18 protein-coding genes are annotated in these 16504 nt (G+C 56.3%); 11 read left to right on the top strand and 7 right to left on the bottom strand.

Features of this window, described 5'->3' with window-relative positions; genetic code table 11:
- The first annotated feature begins 98 nt into the window (after positions 1 to 98).
- Positions 99 to 743: a response regulator transcription factor gene (locus V6Z53_RS22200; RefSeq protein WP_338581785.1), complete on the top strand. Its 645-nt coding sequence runs from the start codon at positions 99 to 101 to the stop codon at positions 741 to 743.
- Between the two features lie 200 nt (positions 744 to 943).
- Entirely contained in the window at positions 944 to 3841 is a 2898-nt protein-coding gene (locus V6Z53_RS22195; RefSeq protein ID WP_338581784.1) for an EAL domain-containing protein, read from the top strand.
- A 10-nt stretch (positions 3842 to 3851) separates the two neighbouring features.
- On the opposite strand, the gene V6Z53_RS22190 is transcribed toward V6Z53_RS22195, so the two are convergent.
- A complete protein-coding gene (locus V6Z53_RS22190) occupies positions 3852 to 4886 on the bottom strand; it encodes a hypothetical protein (RefSeq protein WP_338581783.1) in 1035 nt (344 codons plus the stop codon).
- A 160-nt stretch (positions 4887 to 5046) separates the two neighbouring features.
- Complete coding sequence (locus tag V6Z53_RS22185; RefSeq protein ID WP_338581782.1) at positions 5047 to 6114, bottom strand: FAD-binding oxidoreductase; 1068 nt, start codon at positions 6112 to 6114, stop codon at positions 5047 to 5049.
- 163 nt (positions 6115 to 6277) lie between these two features.
- Between V6Z53_RS22185 and V6Z53_RS22180 the strand changes: the two genes are divergently transcribed.
- Positions 6278 to 6718 carry a hypothetical protein gene (locus tag V6Z53_RS22180; RefSeq protein WP_338581781.1) on the top strand — a complete coding sequence of 147 codons (441 nt, stop codon included), beginning with the start codon at positions 6278 to 6280 and terminating at the stop codon, positions 6716 to 6718.
- A 96-nt stretch (positions 6719 to 6814) separates the two neighbouring features.
- Here V6Z53_RS22180 and V6Z53_RS22175 read toward each other — a convergent pair whose 3' ends face one another.
- Positions 6815 to 7138: a hypothetical protein gene (locus tag V6Z53_RS22175; protein WP_338581780.1), complete on the bottom strand. Its 324-nt coding sequence runs from the start codon at positions 7136 to 7138 to the stop codon at positions 6815 to 6817.
- 277 nt (positions 7139 to 7415) lie between these two features.
- Here V6Z53_RS22175 and V6Z53_RS22170 point away from each other — a divergent pair, with 277 nt between their 5' ends.
- The 3 genes from V6Z53_RS22170 to V6Z53_RS22160 all read left to right on the top strand — a co-directional run bounded on the left by V6Z53_RS22170 (position 7416) and on the right by V6Z53_RS22160 (position 8786).
- Positions 7416 to 7910, top strand: a complete 495-nt coding sequence (locus V6Z53_RS22170; protein WP_338581779.1) for a cupin domain-containing protein — start codon at positions 7416 to 7418, stop codon at positions 7908 to 7910.
- Between the two features lie 36 nt (positions 7911 to 7946).
- Positions 7947 to 8405, top strand: a complete 459-nt coding sequence (locus tag V6Z53_RS22165; RefSeq protein ID WP_338581778.1) for a metallophosphoesterase family protein — start codon at positions 7947 to 7949, stop codon at positions 8403 to 8405.
- A gap of 195 nt (positions 8406 to 8600) precedes the next feature.
- Entirely contained in the window at positions 8601 to 8786 is a 186-nt protein-coding gene (locus tag V6Z53_RS22160) for a hypothetical protein (protein ID WP_338581777.1), read from the top strand.
- Positions 8787 to 8991: 205 nt separating this feature from the next.
- Here V6Z53_RS22160 and V6Z53_RS22155 read toward each other — a convergent pair whose 3' ends face one another.
- The 3 genes from V6Z53_RS22155 to V6Z53_RS22145 form a co-directional block, all read right to left on the bottom strand.
- Positions 8992 to 9324, bottom strand: a complete 333-nt coding sequence (locus V6Z53_RS22155) for an antibiotic biosynthesis monooxygenase (RefSeq protein WP_338581776.1) — start codon at positions 9322 to 9324, stop codon at positions 8992 to 8994.
- 41 nt (positions 9325 to 9365) lie between these two features.
- Positions 9366 to 10340 carry a zinc-dependent alcohol dehydrogenase family protein gene (locus V6Z53_RS22150; protein WP_338581775.1) on the bottom strand — a complete coding sequence of 325 codons (975 nt, stop codon included), beginning with the start codon at positions 10338 to 10340 and terminating at the stop codon, positions 9366 to 9368.
- Between the two features lie 62 nt (positions 10341 to 10402).
- Positions 10403 to 10705: a metalloregulator ArsR/SmtB family transcription factor gene (locus V6Z53_RS22145; protein WP_217873097.1), complete on the bottom strand. Its 303-nt coding sequence runs from the start codon at positions 10703 to 10705 to the stop codon at positions 10403 to 10405.
- Positions 10706 to 11138: 433 nt separating this feature from the next.
- On the opposite strand from V6Z53_RS22145, the gene V6Z53_RS22140 reads away from it, so the two are divergent.
- The gene (locus V6Z53_RS22140; RefSeq protein WP_338581774.1) at positions 11139 to 11534 is read left to right on the top strand and encodes a hypothetical protein; all 396 of its coding nucleotides are present in this window, start codon (positions 11139 to 11141) and stop codon (positions 11532 to 11534) included.
- A 191-nt stretch (positions 11535 to 11725) separates the two neighbouring features.
- Here the strand turns inward: V6Z53_RS22140 and V6Z53_RS22135 are convergent, their stop codons facing one another.
- Positions 11726 to 11998 carry a hypothetical protein gene (locus V6Z53_RS22135; protein WP_338581773.1) on the bottom strand — a complete coding sequence of 91 codons (273 nt, stop codon included), beginning with the start codon at positions 11996 to 11998 and terminating at the stop codon, positions 11726 to 11728.
- Between the two features lie 443 nt (positions 11999 to 12441).
- Here V6Z53_RS22135 and V6Z53_RS22130 point away from each other — a divergent pair, with 443 nt between their 5' ends.
- The 4 genes from V6Z53_RS22130 (at position 12442) to V6Z53_RS22115 (ending at position 16484) form a co-directional block, all read left to right on the top strand.
- A complete protein-coding gene (locus V6Z53_RS22130) occupies positions 12442 to 13803 on the top strand; it encodes an MATE family efflux transporter (protein ID WP_338581772.1) in 1362 nt (453 codons plus the stop codon).
- 155 nt (positions 13804 to 13958) lie between these two features.
- The gene (locus V6Z53_RS22125; protein ID WP_338581771.1) at positions 13959 to 14924 is read left to right on the top strand and encodes an alpha/beta hydrolase; all 966 of its coding nucleotides are present in this window, start codon (positions 13959 to 13961) and stop codon (positions 14922 to 14924) included.
- A 156-nt stretch (positions 14925 to 15080) separates the two neighbouring features.
- Entirely contained in the window at positions 15081 to 15749 is a 669-nt protein-coding gene (locus V6Z53_RS22120; RefSeq protein ID WP_338581770.1) for a phosphoribosyltransferase, read from the top strand.
- Positions 15750 to 15914: 165 nt separating this feature from the next.
- Complete coding sequence (locus V6Z53_RS22115) at positions 15915 to 16484, top strand: YceI family protein (RefSeq protein ID WP_338581769.1); 570 nt, start codon at positions 15915 to 15917, stop codon at positions 16482 to 16484.
- The last annotated feature ends 20 nt before the right edge of the window (positions 16485 to 16504 follow it).

Raw genomic sequence — 16504 nt, 5'->3', positions numbered from 1 at the left:
GCCGCGATGCCGCTACGGCGGCTCCCTGGGTGCATTCCAGGCAAATTTAGATGCTGTGCTACACTTTTTTTTCCGTCAATTTTTCAAGAGTGCCGTGCATGAACGCACCGTCTTGTGAGCCGCAAAACAATGGTTCGATCGTGTACGTGGTGGATGACGATGCTTCCATACGCGACGCACTGAGCAACCTTTTGCGCTCTGCCGGCATCCGCGTCGAAACCTTCGCCTCCACGGCGGAATTTCTCCGCCAGCCGAAGACCGAGGGCGCCAGTTGCCTGGTCCTGGATGTACGTCTTCAAGGCAATAGCGGCCTGGATTTCCAGCGGCAACTGGTTGAGTCCAACACGACCATTCCGATTATTTTCATCACCGGCCATGGCGACATCGAGATGTCCGTCAAGGCTATGAAAGCGGGTGCCGTGGACTTCCTGGCGAAGCCGTTTCGTGAGCAGGACCTGCTGGACGCGGTATCCACCGCGCTGCAAACCGATATCAAGCGCCGGGAAGTCGAACGGCAATCTTCGAACCTGCATGCCGACTATCAATCGCTGACGGCGCGTGAGCGAGAGGTCATGGCGCTTGCCGTCAAAGGCCTGATGAACAAACAGATCGCCGGGCAGATGAACCTCAGCGAAATCACCATCAAGATTCACCGCTCCCATGCCATGAAAAAAATGCACGCCAGGTCCTTTGCGGATCTGGTACGCATGGCGGAGGCGTTGGGAGTTGGGCATAGTCACTAAGCTGCGTCAGGCTGGTTGGCGCCGATGACGATTGCCGCGCACGGGACGACAAATCGCCAATAACTTGCTGCTCGTCTCATAGTTGGCACACAAGCGAACAAAATTATTGAAATAAATAACAACAAGCTTTAAATGAGAAGCTCACTGGCACATTGCTAGCAGTCAGTGAGTGTCGCCAGTTTCTGGCTCAGGGAGCGCTGATGAGTTTGCGTACAAGGAACGACTCCCCACGGCAATCGACCGATTGCGCAGTAGCGTCACTTCAACATAACGATTACCCGGCTACTGTCGGCATGGATTGCGTTGGCAGCGCGGGCACAATCGAACAATTGCTGGACTCAGCGCGCATCTGGCGTCATACCACCGCGTGGGTGTTTTACCGCGCAGGTGAACAAATGCATTGCGTCGGGCAAGGCGACCCTCGGACGCAGTGGCCCTTAAACATCGAGAATGAAGCATTTGACGCCTTTTGCCGGGCCCGACGCTTGCACCGCTGGCCGACCGGCAGGGGCGAAAGTGTGCTGGGCTGGCTACTCGCGCCAGAAGACGAGGCCGCGGAACCGGCGCTCGCCGAATTTGCCCTGCACCTGGGTGTTCAGCTACAGACCAATACGCTTGCCCGTGCGCAGATTACTCAACGTGTGCTGTATGAAATCACCTACCTGGCCAGTTCAACCCGCGACCGCGCCGTGTTTCTGGTGGGGGTTCACCGGTTGCTGGCCAGCCTGATCGATGCCGAGAACTTCTATCTTGCGCTGTACGACCCGCACACCGGCAAGATCGACTACCCGTATTACGTCGACATCATCGACGTTGATGCGCTGGAGTCCGAGAACTACGAATACCTTGTCCCTTCGCGCCTGTCATTGACCGGCCAGGTGTTGACCACCGGCCAGCCGCTGCTGATCGACGCCGCCGGTATTCTCGCGGCTCAAGCGGAGGGGCGTTTCTATTGCGTGGGTGATCGTCCCGAATTCTGGATGGGCGCGCCGTTGAAAAACGCCTCGGATGAAGTGTTCGGTATGCTGGCGATGCAGGTCTATGACGTTGCGCGTATTTACAGCGCTGAAGACCGCGCGTTGTTTCTGGTAGTGGCGCGCCACGTGGCCATGGCCCTGGGCCGGATTCTGCACCGGGAGGAACTGGAGCAAACGGTGATGCGCCGCACCCTGGAGCTTTCGGCACTCAACGACGCGTTACGGCAGGAAGTGGCGGACCGCGAGCGCGCCGAGCATCTGCAAAGCGCGCTGTTCCAGATTGCCGAACTGTCGAGCCAGTCTGGCGACATGGCTGAGCTATTCCAAACCTTGCATGGCATCGTCGGTGATCTGCTGTTCGCGCAGAACTTCTACATTGCGCTGTTCGACGATGCGACCAGTGAAGTGACTTTTCCCTATTACGTGGACGAGCGGCAGACGATCTGTCCGCCAGCGCGGCGTGGGCGTCGGGGCCTGACCGAGTACGTGATCCGCCAGCGTCGACCTTGCCTGATCGACGTCGGCGAGGCTGAACGATTGGCTGCTAACGGTGAAATCGAACTGGCTCAGGAATCGGTCCGGTCCTTCTCCTGGCTGGGCATTCCCTTGTTCGATGGCGACATGGTGCGAGGCGTGCTGGCGGTGCAAAGCTATACCTCGCACGTGTGGTACACGCTGCGGGACCAGGAACTGCTGACGTTCGTGTCGCGGCACATCGACACCGCGTTGTCGCGCCGTACCGCCGCCGAAGCGATCCATACCGCCAACCTCAAGCTCGAAGCCCGGGTGCAGAGCCGCACCCGTGAACTCGATCACGCCAATGCCAAGTTGCAGCATGAAAACACCCACGATGCGCTGACCGGGCTACCGAATCGCACCTACCTGCAGCAGCGCCTCAATCTGGCCTGGTCACGCTTTGGCAGTCACGGCGGGCACTTGGCGGTGATGTTCATCGATCTTGACCGTTTCAAGATGGTCAACGACAGCCTCGGCCACCATTTCGGCGACCTGCTGTTGATGCAGGCCGCCCACCGCCTACGCGGTTGCTTGCGCGAAACCGACATGCTGGCGCGCCTGGGCGGCGACGAATTTTCAGTGCTCGCTCCCGAGGCGTCGTTGGACGTGGTCATCGAAATCGCCGAACGAATCCTGGCGGCGTTCGACCTGCCGTTTTTCATCAATGGCTATGAGGTTTTTTCGTCCTGCAGCATCGGTATTGTCAGCGCCGACAGTCAGTTCCATCACGAGCCGGCTGACTTGCTGCGCGATGCCGATGCGGCGATGTACCGGGTCAAGAGTGCCGGGCGCGACAGCTATGCGGTGTTCAACCAGGAAGTGCGCCGCGAAGTCTCGGACCAGGTCGAGCGAGAAGGGGCCTTGCGCAATGCGCTCAAGCGTACCGACGAACTGCTGCCGTATTTCCAGCCGATTGTCAGTGTGGAAACCGGCGAGCTGTTAGCCCTGGAAGCGCTGATCCGTTGGCATTCCCCGGACGGCCGGGTGATCGCGCCGGGCGAGTTCCTTCCGGATGTCGAGGGTTTGCGCCTGATCGGCCGACTGGACTTGTACATGCTGGCCAGCATCGCCGCGATCCTCGCGAAACCTGAACACGCCAACTGGCCTGCGGTGCACGTCAATTGCTCCAGCTACAGCATGACGCGGCCGGACTTCGCCAGTGATGTGTTGGCGTTGTTGGCGCAACACGGCGTCGAGCCGTCGCGGATTTGCCTGGAGTTGACCGAAGGTGCGCTGGTGGCCGAACCGGCGATTGCCAAGCAGACCATGCAGCAATTGGCCGACAACGGCATGTCGGTGGTGCTCGATGACTTCGGCGCAGGATTTTCATCCCTGAGCTACGTGCATCAATACCAATTCAGCGGCTTGAAAATCGACAAGTCGTTCATCCTCGAACTGACCACCAGCGCCCGCAGTCGCGCAATCGTCCGGGCCATCGTGCGCATGGCCGAATCGCTTGACCTGAGCGTGGTGGCCGAAGGTGTCGAGGATCAAGCGACGCTGGACCTGCTGCGCGAGATGGGCGCAGGGCAGGCCCAGGGTTATTACTTTGCCAGGCCTATGGGGTTGGAGGCGTTGTTGGCGAGTTCGGTGATGGGGGGCTGATGACTGCTGGTCAGTTCCGGAATCCGGTGTTTACACAAATTGTGGTGAAAAGGGACTGTTTTAGTCGATTGAAGATGGAGGTGTTGTGGGGAGATGTTGAACCCACTTTTTCAAGCAATTCGGCATAAACACTCGGATAGGGATCAGTCGTTAGCTCCGTGAGCGCCTTACGGATTTCTTCTTTGTCGATTTTTCCAGAAATCAGGCAGTCTCGTAGTACGAAAAGATCCATGTGAAACTCACCTGCGGTTTGCTTATCGATGTTGAGCCCGTCGGAAGCAAGCAGGATTTCCAGAAGATCCACATCCCCTTTGTATGCAGCAAGCCACAAGGCTGTGCGGCCGAGGTGATCTGTCATGTTGATAATTGTTGCGGATTGCATCATTTGGTTTATTGCTTCTGTATCCGAATATTTGATGGCTTCAAACCAGTTTTTTTGGATCTCGGTTAGCTGGGGCGGAGTTACCAGTTGAATAACGGCTTTTTGCCATTTTATTACGTCATCTCTTGTGTACAGTTCTTCAAGTGCATCGGTTTTTTTATCGGCGCCAATAGTAAATTTGTTGAGTGCTGGTTCTTCTTTGGTTATTTTTTGATATTTAATATAGGTGTTTGTTGTTTCTTGAGTTTTTTTAAGCTCTCGTAATGTGTTGAAATAAACACCAGCGGTATCTTTGCTGATGTTCAAGTCTTTTGCTTGCAGAATATGTGTGACAATTTGGATGTTTGTTTCGCCGTCAATATCTCCAAACAGACTGTACACTAAAGCGGTGAGGCCGCCGGGACCTTTTAGGTTGACGTCTACGCCGTTCTTGATTAGCGATTCGATTGTTTCACAATCGTTGGTCGTCACTGCCTTGAACCAATCTATGGTGTTTTTATTGAGCGTGTGATGTCTAGTTGCTGGTGGCGATATCAAAGGAGTTCCTTCTGGTGTGTTGCTGGTGTTGTGAAGTCCATCAGAAATAGAACTGAAATTTGAAGGCTTGTGTACGTCGGGTAGTTGCGAGCTCGGGTGTACTGATTGAATTGCAGTGATGGTCATAAAACCCCCTTTGTTTTACATTGAGCACAATTATTCGAAAGGGTACATCGTTTTATAGTGATGCTTTTAGCCTACAAACATTCACACACAACTATTTGAAAATGTAACCGGCAGTTATATGAAGCGGGCAACAGCCGCTGTTAACAATCAAGGGCGTCCCCTACGTGCGGAAAAACCGCTTGGGATGGCAGGGCGCAAGGGCAGGGGATAACGTGTTGTCGATTATTTCCTCACTGGCAAGACGGCCAACTACCGCCGCCAGAGCGACGCCAGGGTGCATTGTGCAAACGTACGCACCGCCGATGTCGGGTAGGTAGCCGACGATGGGAATACCATCGCCAGGTATGGGTCTGAGTCCGACGCAAGCCACTTCCGGCTCGATGGAAACAACCCCATGGAGTTCGTTCTGGATGGCCCGAGCGGTGCGCAGCGCGATCGCCATGGGTTGGTTTTCGCAAGCGTCGCCCAAGTAATCTTCTGCCGCCAGCAGCGTACCCTCCGAGCCTTGCCTTACCTCCATTTCGGGGCTGGAAATGATGGTGTTCACGAGATTGGGTTGTGTCTTGTAGCGGATGAAAATCGCTGGGGAGGCCTCGATGGGAAGAAGGATTTTCAGCGTCTGGGTCAGCTGTGTGATGCCGGTCCCTGCGGCCAGTACGACAATATCGGCCTCGATGATGCCGGTTACCGTTTCGACTCCCGTCACCTCTGCATCACGGGTTGTAAAACCCACCACCTGAGTGTGCGTCAGAACCTTCGCACCATGCGCTTCAGCACCCGCGATCAAAACGTGTGTTGCCTGCACTGCATCGAGGGCGCCTTCTTCGGCGACATACACGGCATGCCGAGGGGGATTCTTGAGGTTCGGCTCAAGACCCAGAATCCGCGAGCGGGATATCAGGTTGGCCGATGATTGGATATCCGGGGGCCCTTCATCCAGGTTTGCGCTGTAGGACAGAGAACCTGTCCAGCGTATCGCCAAGTCGGGCAGTTCGGTTTCGAGTCGGTGGTATTCCTGAATGGCTGCACCGCGCAATTGCGCAATGGGGTCAGGTTCGCTGTGTGAAGCATTGATCCATGCGAATGAGGTTCCCGTCACCCCGGACGCGATATCTTCAGCCTCGACCAAGGTGACATTCGCACCTTTGCCAGCCAAGTGATATGCCAAGGAGGCGCCCACGATGCCAGCGCCGATGACAACGACCCGTTTGCCTGTGCGATTTACCATTTCAGACTCCATTCTGTTAGCCCAATAACGGTACGACATTCGAAGAGTCAGAATGACCTGCACTGACCGCTAACGGGGAGAGCGTAGTGAAACGTGATGAATTACAGCGCTGTACTATCCTCACCGTGAACGAAGCTGAACTTACCGAATTGAAGGTAAAACAATGGACGTTGACCTCTTAAGAAAACAGCTCGAAACCGAGTACCTGCACCTTCAGAAAGTGGTTGAAGATTTTGACAGCAGAACGCTGCTGATCAAAGGCTGGAGTGTGACGTTCAGCCTTGCTCAAATCGTTGCCGGCTTCACAAGCGCGTCACCAAGCCTCTTCCTGATCGCTGCGCTGACCGCGACTCTTTTCTGGGCATTGGAGACCTCCTGGAAGGGTTTTCAATATGCTTACCATGGACGCATACGGGACATTGAAGCGTATTTTTCAGCTGAAAGCCCGCCGCCAATTCCTGCATTCCAGATATCGGCGCGGTGGTTCGAGACGTTTCATGCCGAGGTGGCGGGTAGGTATTTCGAGTTTGCGAGGTGGCCACATGTGTGCCTTCCGCATGCTGTCGTGGTGGTTTTGGGACTGGGGATGTACGTGGTGTACTAACCAGTAGCCTGGAGCCAAAAGCACATTTGTTACACCCACAAAAAACCCGGCTGATCAGGCCGGGTTTTTTGTGGGTATTGCGTTGTCGCGATGTGTTCAGGCGACGGTGTTGCCTTGCAGACGATCCGAGCCATCGGCGGCGACGGAGTTGCCTTGCAGACGGTCGGAGCCATCGGCAGCGACTTCGTTACCTTTCAAACGATCCGAACCATCGGCAGCGACGCGGTTTTCGATCAGGCGATCAGAACCGCCTTCAGCCACACGATTCTGGATCAGACGATCCGAACCACCTTCAGCCACACGGCTTTCAATCAGTCGATCCGCGCCGCCTTCAGCGACGACAGGTTGAGCAGAAGTTGCGGCGAAAGCGTTAACTGCGAAGATCGAGAAAGCGATGCTGAGGATGGTTTGGCGTTTCATGATCGTGTGCTCCGGGGTGTTGTTGGTTGGTATGGAGCTGATGTTACGCCGCGGATTTTTTAAGAGAACTTCATTGAAGTGATTGTGAACATCGACGGCATTGATAGGGCGAGCGGAACACCGCTGGTAGGCGTGATGATGTGGAGCGGGGATTGCGCCATTACATTGATTACATTGCGGATCAACTGTAATGCGCCACAGTGTCATTATCAGCAGCGCCGATCACAAATAGAGTCAGCCCGACGATTTTGTCTACTGCATCGCTAAGGTGTCTCTCATGATTCAGAACATTTTCAAAATGGCTGGTTTGGCTGCGGTTCTTGTTGCAAGTGCAGCCGTGCCGTTTGTCCAGGCACAACCCTTGCCCCTCGATAAAGTCGGCGCTTTACACAACGAAGACGTGGAATGGCGCAGCTTTCCCGCGTTCCCGAAAGAAGTGAAACTGGCTGTTATCGCCGGCGATCCGAGTAAGCCTGCACCCTACGTTGTGCGAGTCAAAGTGCCCAACGGCACGAAGTTAATGCCCCATACCCATCCAGAAAATCGTATCTATACCGTCATGTCCGGCGTTTTCTACATTGGGTTTGGTAAGGTCTTTGACCCGGACAAACTGGTTGCTTATGGGCCGGGTAGCGTCGTGATACTGCCGGCCAATACGCCGCACTTTCACTGGGCGAAATCCGGGGAGTACATCTCACAGGTTTACGGCACGGGGCCGCTGGGGCTTGAATACATTGATAGCCATGATGATCCTCGGAATGCGTCGAAGTGAGAGGCGCTCAATATTGAATTTGGCCTGGAGCCTTGCATGAAAGTTGGCGTGATTTCCGATACCCATGGCCTGCTGCGCCCCGAAGCCCTCGCGGCGTTGCAGGGCTGTGAACGGATTATTCATGCGGGCGACATCGGCAAACCGGAAATCCTTGAACAACTGGCGGCGATTGCGCCGCTGTATGTCGTGCGCGGGAATAACGACCAGACGGCCCCGTGGGCAGAACTCGTCGCCGATCACCTGAGTTTCGACCTCAACGGTTGGCAAACCTTACTGGTGCATGACATTGCCGATGTACCCGCGCTGCTTGATGCGGGCACGAGGCTGGTGATTACCGGACATTCCCATAAGCGAAGCATTGAGTGGCGTGGCGAACGGCTGTTCCTAAACCCGGGCAGCGCGGGGCCGCGGCGGTTCAAGTTGCCGGTGACGTTGGCGTTGCTGGAAGTGGAGAAGGGGGCGGTTGAGCCGAGGTTGGTTTCGTTGGTGGAGTGAGGGTTATCTGATGGGCGTCGGTCACCCCTTACCCGATTCTCGGATTTTGCCTACGACTTCTCCGGAAACCATCCGCTATTCCGGAGATGAAAAAACGGGAAGTATTGAAAGGGCAGGAGGGGGGCAGCGGCTACACACATTGCCCAAACTGGGTTCACGCAGCAGAGACGCGTGACCAACACAGGAAGTAGCAGCATGTCCACACAACCTACGAATCAATCCAGCATTGAACAACTGCACCGCGACGTTGCAGCTTTTGCCGAAGAAATGCGTAGCCCGCCTCCGACCGCGCTGCGCGCGGCTCTGCTGCCGTTCAGCATGGGGGCCGCGATGGCGCTGGCGACCTTTGTCGTCGCCGCCATAATAGCTCGACTGATCTAGTCTCGACTTTCGGTCTATGCGTGTCAGCTCGATAGTTTCTTCCACGCACTCGGTGTAGCAGCTGGCGAAGCCTGCGTTCGGCTGCGCAGCAGTCGTAAAACCTGAGAGTGAAGTCATCCAGAAGGACCGCAATGCCTGATTTTGCGTCTGCTTCGCAGCCGAACGCAGGCTGCGCCAGCTGCTACGGGCTGGGTTGCGGATTAAGTCAAAAAATCTGCCCCCCTTCTTCTATTTGTTCGCCAGCAGAAAAAGCTGACCCTTCAATGTGGTAGACGCTCGGTTCTTCCGAAAAATATTCCTCCAACCCCATCATGAAAATCCGATGGTCTTCACTCTCTTCGAAGCCCGGCGTGTGATCCTCAAGTGAAGCCCAGCGCACTATCAGGTTGAATCGCTCAGGGGTTTCAATCCCTTGCGCAAGCAAGTGGCCGCCGTAACCCTTTGCGCGGGTGAGCATAGGCGCGACCTCGGCAAATGCACGTCTGAACATTTCAATGCGTTCTTTGTGAATGGGGAGCTGGGCGATTTCGTAAATCATGGCATTCCTCTGATATGACTTGAGCGGTTAAAAGAACGCACTTACGGGATGAGCGATGGCTCGACCGCAATCACGATTTTTCCTTGAAGGCCGTTGTTGGGACTCTCCAACCGGGCATGGGCGAGCGCAAGGTCGGCAAGCGAATAGACGGCGCCGACGTGTGGCCGAAGCTGACCGCGCGCTATCAACGTGCTCAACTCATCCAGCTTGCCGCGGTTCTGTCGTGTGAACACGAAGTGATAACTGGCGTTTTTGCCCCAGGCCTGAACGAGGTTTTGTGGCTGGGCAATGTCCACAATCGACACCACGCGACCCAGTTGGGCGAGCACGTCGGGGCTACGCGTCAGTGTGTTGCCGCCGATGGTGTCGAACACGACATCGACTCCGCGGCCATCCGTTTCGCGGAGGATGGCGTCGACGTAATCCTCCTTTTCATAGTCGATGACCACGTCGGCTCCCATGGTTCGTGCGAACTCAAAGTTGGCTTCGCGCACGGTCGTGAAGACTCGCGCTCCAATGGCTTTTGCCACCTGAATGGCTACATGACCGACTCCCCCTGCGCCGCCGTGGATCAGAATGCTTTCCCCCACTCTGAGCGCTGCACGCCCGATCAGTGCTTCCCATACCGTCCCGCCGACCAGGGTCAGACTGGCCGCTTCAAGATGGCTCAGTGATGGTGGCTTCTTCCCGATAATGCTTTCGGCCGCAACGTGGTACTCGGCATAACTTCCTGGCCCGTCAAATATTTGCGGGGTGTACCAGACTTCGTCTCCCGGAGCGAAGGCCGTCACCCCCGGCCCAACTTCTTCGACGACGCCCGATACATCGTGTCCGGTAATGGCCGGCAGTGGCACCAGATCGGCGTAGTCGCCACGTCGAACCTGATAATCCAAAGGGTTGATGGAGGTGGCTTGTACCCGCACCAGGACTTGTCCCGCACGCGGCACAGGCTTGGGCACGTCGCAGAGTTCGAACGATTCCGGGCCGCCAAATGATTTAAGCATCATCGCTTTCATTGAAAATCCTCGTATCGACAAAAAGGGATATCGAGATATCTCGATATCATGGAGTAAAAAAATTACAGATCTGTCCCTATGATCTCGGCCAGCGCACTGATGGCCGCTTCATTGCGCTTGTAGTAGGTCCACTGACCTATGCGCCTGACTTCGACCAAGCCCACGCGTTGCAGCGTCGCAAGATAACCAGACACCGTTGACTGCGACAGCCCGATACCTTCCTGAATACTGCTGACGCAGACCCCCACCGTGAGAACGTCACCCTCATCCTGCGGAGGGAAGTTCTTAACGGGGTCCTTCAAGCCTTTCAAGATTTGAAGGCGTGTAGGGTTTGAGAGGGCTTTGAATATTTCGAGTAGGTCCATGAGCGCAGGATATCGAGATTTATCGATATGTCAATGCGGGAGGCGACAGAGGGCGAGATTTGCTGTTGCCAGGCACTCTGTGTAGCAGCTGGCGAAGCCTGCGTTCGGCTGCGCAGCAGTCGTAAAACCTGAAAAGGTGATCATCCTGAAGGACCGCGCTGCCTGATTTTGCGTCTGCTTCGCAGCCGAACGCAGGCTTCGCCAGCTGCTACGGGAAATGTCGATTGAAGGTTCGCTATTGGCCGATAAGAGTCTGATGCGATGGGCGAAAAAAGACAAAACCAGCCGTCCAGCTAACTGTGCGGCGCCAGCCAAATGAAGAAACGAGTGCCATAACCGTCAACCGTTGGGCGCCTGTATCAGGGCTTTTGAAAAGCGTTGTCTAAGCTTTGATTTACCGAAATTTTTTCGGCAAATACGCGGAAGGTGTGACATGACTTTCTCAAAGTTCGGAATGATCTCTTTATTGATTTTTCTCGCCGGATGCGCGAGCAGTAGCGCTTATCAACCTCCGTCAGTGCCTGCGAACGCCGTCACGTTAACTGACGAGCAAATCCACGGCACGCTGATGAACAAGAAGCTATATGGAACCACTCGGGAGGGCAGTCGCCCGTATTCGATTTTGTTTTCTCCCGATGGTACGGACGTATTTCAAATGGCGCCTAACCCTCCTGAGAAAGAAAGCTGGACCCTCAGCGAGGGTGTTGTTTGCGTCATAGCCAAAGGCTATCCGACGGAATGTAGCCAAGTGAAAGTGGCTAATAATGAGTTCTGGTTTGTTGATCCAAAAAACGGGAGAGTCAATGCGCATTTGAAGCTCAATCCATGACTTGCTTCGGGTCCAAGACTCAAGCGGGTCCTGGCAGGGAGTTGGACAGGAGTTTTATGCGCTAGATTTGCCCGTTCAAAGTTGTCACTAATAGATTGCTCTTTCGCGGCACTGACTGTCATTTACTGAACCAGACAGTCGTGTTTCTCACCAGACAAAGAGAAATGGGCGCCTTTAGCGCCCGTTTCCCTTCATTCCGCCGCCTGAACCCGCAACCGCCGTCCGATCACATCCATCAAATCACACCCATCCCGCAATGGAATGGCCAGCAGCTTGGAAAAGTCTGACAACACGACCGTGTCGCAACCAATCTCTGCGCGAAAGGCAATATTTTCCAACACCTGCGTAACCGTACGAATTCGGTAATCCGCCATGGCTTGCAGCACATCGAGTGGCGCTTCGGTATCAATGAGCAGGGAGGCCGGAATCAGGTCGATTCCGGTAAGGGGCATGTATCTTTCCATAGATGTAACTCCGATCAGTGCAAAGGTTGACTGCCCCTCATTCGTCGCCAAACGAATGGGTGACAGCTATACGCAGGTTGGCGAACCGGGATCGGGAAACCGGCAGACCCGAAGGTCTCCCGCGCACAGCTGCCATAAAGACAACTTTGCGGGCATGCAAAAGCGCGTGCATTAAAGCACAGCGCATTGCATTCCGATTCGATCGGGTCGCCAAACCCGAATCGCCATTTAGGGCGACGGCTGACTATAAGCCGCCCAAGATCAGCACGGTAGGTGAGACATTCCGAGCTTCATGTAGGACCAATCACAACGAAATCTCAGACCTTTCACCTCACTTCCCTGAAAATCTAAACACAACCCCGAAATGTTCATTGCCCCTCGCTTCTAACTCACCGAAGCTATCCTCTATTAGCCCTCACGCCGTCGAGATGGACCTCCACCCAATGCAAACCCCAGCGCAATCCCAACGCCCACTCTGGAAAATCTACCTGCTTTTCCTGGCGCCCATGGTCCTGTCGAACTTCCTGCAATCCATGTCCGGCACCGTCAACAGTATCTACATCGGCCAGATGCTCGGCACTCAAGCCTTGGCGGCTGTGTCCGGCATGTTTCCCATCGTGTTTTTCTTCATCGCTCTGGTCATCGGTTTGGGCGCGGGCGCAGGCGTGTTGATCGGGCAGGCGTGGGGGGCGCGGGAGACGCATTTGGTGAAGGCGATTGCCGGGGCGACGTTGTTTTTGGGGCTGTTGATCGGGTTGGTGGCGGCGGTGGTGGGGAGTGTGTTTGCGCGGTCTTCTCTGGTGGGGTTGGGGACGCCGGTTGATGTGCTGGACGATGCGGTGGCGTATGCGCATGTGATGTTGTGGTTCATGCCGTCGCTGTTGGTGTTTGTGTTGTTCACGCAGTTGCTGCGCGGGGTGAGCGACACGCTGTCGCCGTTGTTGGCGCTGGTGGTGTCGACGGTTATCGGTCTGGCGCTGACGCCGGCGTTGATTCGCGGGTGGTTGGGGTTGCCGCCGATGGGGATTCAGAGTGCGGCGTTTGCCGGGTTGGCGGGCAACCTGGTGGCGATGGGGTGGCTGGCGTGGCGCTTGATTCGTCGCGGGCATCCGTTGGCGCCGGACCGCGAGTTTTTTGCGGCGATGAAGCTGGATTGGGCGATCCTCGGCAAGGTGTTGCGCATCGGTTTGCCCACCGGGTTGCAGATGGTGGTGTTGTCGCTGTCAGAGCTGGTGATTCTGGCGCTGGTAAACCAGCACGGGTCCCAGGCGACGGCGGCGTATGGCGCGGTGACGCAGATCGTCAATTACGTGCAGTTCCCGGCGCTGTCGATTGCGATCACGGCGTCGATCCTCGGCGCGCAGGCGATCGGGGCAGGACGCATTGAGCGCATCGGGCCGATCTTGAAGACCGGGTTGATGATCAACGTGTGCCTGACCGGCGGGTTGATTGTGCTCGGGTACTTGTTGTCGAGTTGGTTGCTGGCGTCGTTCCTCACCGAAGAGGCGACGTTGAATATGGCTGAGCACCTGTTGCACATCATGCTTTGGAGCCTGTTGGTGTTCGGCTTCCAGGCGATTATCGGCGGGATCATGCGCGCCAGCGGCACGGTGATGGTGCCGGTGGCGATCTCGATTGTGTGCGTGGTGTGTGTGCAGTTGCCGGTGGCTTATCTGCTGGATGCGCGGTTCGGGTTGCAAGGGGTGTGGATGGCGTTTCCGGTGGCGTATCTGGGGATGCTGGCGTTGCAGACGCTGTATTACAAATTGGTGTGGCAGCATCAGAAGATTGAGCGGTTGGTGTAGGCAATTTCACAGGCAGGCTTTCGGCAAGGCAAGTGTATCGCTGTGTAAGATCGGCCGTGATCATACAGGCCATTACAAATCCGATACGGGGTGGATACATCGAGGTGGCACTGTTTATCCAGTCCACTTTTTCACTCTTCAATCGGAGCTGTTTTATGAACAAACTGCTGTCTGCCCTGGCCCTCGGTTGCGCTTTGGGCCTGTCGCTGTCCAACGCCGTGCATGCTGCCGAATCGGCAAGCTATTCGGAGGAACAGGTGTCGGTTGCCTACCGCAGTATCAAGGTCGATGACCTGACGATTTTCTATCGTGAAGCCGGTTCGCCGAATGCGCCAACGTTGTTGTTGCTGCACGGTTTTCCCAGTTCTTCGCGTATGTTTGACCCGCTGCTGGCACGGCTGGCGCAGCACTATCATTTGGTGGCGCCGGACTATCCGGGGTTTGGTCATAGCGATGCGCCGGATGCGAAGGCGTTTGCCTACACGTTCGATCACCTGGCCAGTGTGATGGAGCATTTCACCGAAGCCCTCGGCCTGAACCAATACTCGCTGTATGTGCAGGATTACGGCGGCCCGGTCGGGTTCCGAATGATGCTCGCCCATCCCGAACGTCTGCAGGCGCTGATCGTTCAGAATGCGGTGGCTCATGAGGATGGGCTGGGGCCGCTGTGGCAGAAGCGGCGTGAGTTTTGGGCCAATCGAGCCGCGAACGAGGCGGGTTTGCGGGCGAGTTTTTTCTCGTTGGCGACCACCCGACAACGGCATGTCGGCGCCAATCCTGCGGTTGAGGTTTTCAACCCGGATTTGTGGACCGACGAATTCAGTTTCCTGAACCAGCCAGGACAGTCGGATATCCAGAGTGACCTGTTCTATGACTACCGCAACAACGTGGCCAGCTATCCGAAGTGGCAAGCCTGGCTGCGCGCGCATCAACCGCCGACGCTAGTGGTGTGGGGCAAGTTTGATCCGTCGTTCGATGTTGCCGAAACCGAGGCTTATCGACGGGATCTGCCCAATGCCGAAATTCATGTACTGGAGGCGGGGCATTTTGCGCTGGATGAAAAGCCTGGGGAAATTGCGGGATTGGTGGGGGATTTTCTTGGCAGGCATGTAGCGAAGTAACGCTGATGCTTCACGGTTGATGGGGCTGGCGTCATCGCGAGCAGGCTCGCTCCTACAAAGGGCTGCGTGAACAGTGCTTGATGACTGCCACTGTCGGACCGACAATCCATGAGGGGAGGTTAACCATCAGGCGCAATCGCCTGGGGAGGTTTTCATATGGACCCCTCATTGCCAACCATCCTGCAAAACCGCGCCGCCGCCGGGCGGCGGCTGGTGGAACCGCTGCTTCAATACGCCCATCGATCTGACGTTATCGTCCTGGCCTTGCCCCGTGGCGGGGTGCCGGTGGCTTATGAAGTGGCCACGGCTCTCGGCGTGCGCCTCGATCTGATGCTGGTGCGCAAGCTCGGGGTGCCGTCGCATCAAGAGTTCGCCATGGGCGCGATTGCCAGTGGCGGCATCCAGATTCTCAATGAGCAGGCGCTAAGGGCACACCCCATTGATAAAGCCGCGTTCGATGCCGTGGTTGCCCGCGAAAGCAAAGAATTGCTGCGCCGTGAGCAGGCGTATCGCGGCAACCGCGCACCGCTGCAACTCAAGGATCAGGTGGTGATCCTGGTCGACGATGGCCTGGCGACTGGCGCGTCGATGATGGCGGCGATCCAGGCTGCGCGGGTGCATGCGCCATCACGGATTGTCGTCGCCGTACCGGTGGCGCCGATTGAAACCGCCGAGGCGTTGCGCAGCGAAGTGGATGAGCTGGTCTGCCCGCTGATGCCTGACTGGATGATGTCGATCGGTTATTGGTACATGGATTTTTCCCAGACGACGGATCGGGAAGTCGTGGAGCTGTTGCAACGGGCGTGGGGGAAAGAGGCCAGCTGATAGTCACCAGGCGATCTACAGTATGTCGCCGTGTCGACAACGCCGAACAGGGCTGCATCAGTGAAACCTTCATGCTGACGCGGCTGGCACAAACCGCCGTTTTTTGCTTTAGTCCACGGAGCGTTCGACACCTCAATCCTTGAGGGCTTCGGCCCGGAGAGTCGCATGAACTCTCGATTCCCTCGATTCACTGTATTAGTAGCCGTCCTCGCGATTGGCGGTTTATCCAGCGCCTGCGCGGTCGAGTACGCGGACGTGAATCCGACAGCCAGTAAAATCAGTTTCACATACGATCAGATGGGCGCGCGGGTGTATGGCACGTTCAGCAAGTTTGAGGGGACCCTCGATTTCGATACCGCGCGTCCCGAAGAAGCTCACGCGAAGCTGACCATCGACCTTGCCAGCATCGATGTCGACAGCGATGACGCCAGGACCGAACTGCCCAAGCCCGCCTGGTTCGATACGGCGGCTTATCCGCAGGCGAACTTTGAATCGACGCGAATCAAAGACCTCGCCAATAACCGCTATTTGATCACCGGCAACCTCACGCTGCGGGGGCTGACCCGCGAAGTGGATGTGCCGGTCCAGCTCAAGGCCGAAGGCGGCATCGGTATCTTCGTCGGCGAACTGACGCTCAAGCGCAACGACTTCAAGATCGGGGAGGGTGAGTGGGCCGACAGCTTTGTTTCCAACGAGATTAATATCCAGTTTCGGATGGTTACGCCGCAGCGCTAGCGGGCGTGCATGGGCGGTCA

Origin of the sequence: Pseudomonas sp. MAG733B (genome assembly GCF_036884845.1) — a bacterium.
GTDB lineage: Bacteria > Pseudomonadota > Gammaproteobacteria > Pseudomonadales > Pseudomonadaceae > Aquipseudomonas.
The sequence above is the reverse complement of the archived record's forward strand: the minus strand, read 5'-3'. Positions and strand labels throughout refer to the sequence as shown.

Excerpts from the sequence above, each read along its gene's own strand:
- V6Z53_RS22185 (WP_338581782.1), bottom strand. The coding sequence starts at position 6,114 with ATGGTAAATCGCACAGGCAAACGGGTCGTTGTCATCGGCGCTGGCATC.
- V6Z53_RS22135 (WP_338581773.1), bottom strand. The coding sequence starts at position 11,998 with ATGGAAAGATACATGCCCCTTACCGGAATCGACCTGATTCCGGCCTCC.
- V6Z53_RS22145 (WP_217873097.1), bottom strand. The coding sequence starts at position 10,705 with ATGGACCTACTCGAAATATTCAAAGCCCTCTCAAACCCTACACGCCTT.
- V6Z53_RS22130 (WP_338581772.1), top strand. The coding sequence starts at position 12,442 with ATGCAAACCCCAGCGCAATCCCAACGCCCACTCTGGAAAATCTACCTG.
- V6Z53_RS22170 (WP_338581779.1), top strand. The coding sequence starts at position 7,416 with ATGATTCAGAACATTTTCAAAATGGCTGGTTTGGCTGCGGTTCTTGTT.
- V6Z53_RS22180 (WP_338581781.1), top strand. The coding sequence starts at position 6,278 with ATGGACGTTGACCTCTTAAGAAAACAGCTCGAAACCGAGTACCTGCAC.
- V6Z53_RS22150 (WP_338581775.1), bottom strand. The coding sequence starts at position 10,340 with ATGAAAGCGATGATGCTTAAATCATTTGGCGGCCCGGAATCGTTCGAA.
- V6Z53_RS22115 (WP_338581769.1), top strand. The coding sequence starts at position 15,915 with ATGAACTCTCGATTCCCTCGATTCACTGTATTAGTAGCCGTCCTCGCG.
- V6Z53_RS22125 (WP_338581771.1), top strand. The coding sequence starts at position 13,959 with ATGAACAAACTGCTGTCTGCCCTGGCCCTCGGTTGCGCTTTGGGCCTG.
- V6Z53_RS22200 (WP_338581785.1), top strand. The coding sequence starts at position 99 with ATGAACGCACCGTCTTGTGAGCCGCAAAACAATGGTTCGATCGTGTAC.
- V6Z53_RS22140 (WP_338581774.1), top strand. The coding sequence starts at position 11,139 with ATGACTTTCTCAAAGTTCGGAATGATCTCTTTATTGATTTTTCTCGCC.
- V6Z53_RS22160 (WP_338581777.1), top strand. The coding sequence starts at position 8,601 with ATGTCCACACAACCTACGAATCAATCCAGCATTGAACAACTGCACCGC.
- V6Z53_RS22175 (WP_338581780.1), bottom strand. The coding sequence starts at position 7,138 with ATGAAACGCCAAACCATCCTCAGCATCGCTTTCTCGATCTTCGCAGTT.
- V6Z53_RS22190 (WP_338581783.1), bottom strand. The coding sequence starts at position 4,886 with ATGACCATCACTGCAATTCAATCAGTACACCCGAGCTCGCAACTACCC.
- V6Z53_RS22195 (WP_338581784.1), top strand. The coding sequence starts at position 944 with ATGAGTTTGCGTACAAGGAACGACTCCCCACGGCAATCGACCGATTGC.
- V6Z53_RS22155 (WP_338581776.1), bottom strand. The coding sequence starts at position 9,324 with ATGATTTACGAAATCGCCCAGCTCCCCATTCACAAAGAACGCATTGAA.
- V6Z53_RS22165 (WP_338581778.1), top strand. The coding sequence starts at position 7,947 with ATGAAAGTTGGCGTGATTTCCGATACCCATGGCCTGCTGCGCCCCGAA.
- V6Z53_RS22120 (WP_338581770.1), top strand. The coding sequence starts at position 15,081 with ATGGACCCCTCATTGCCAACCATCCTGCAAAACCGCGCCGCCGCCGGG.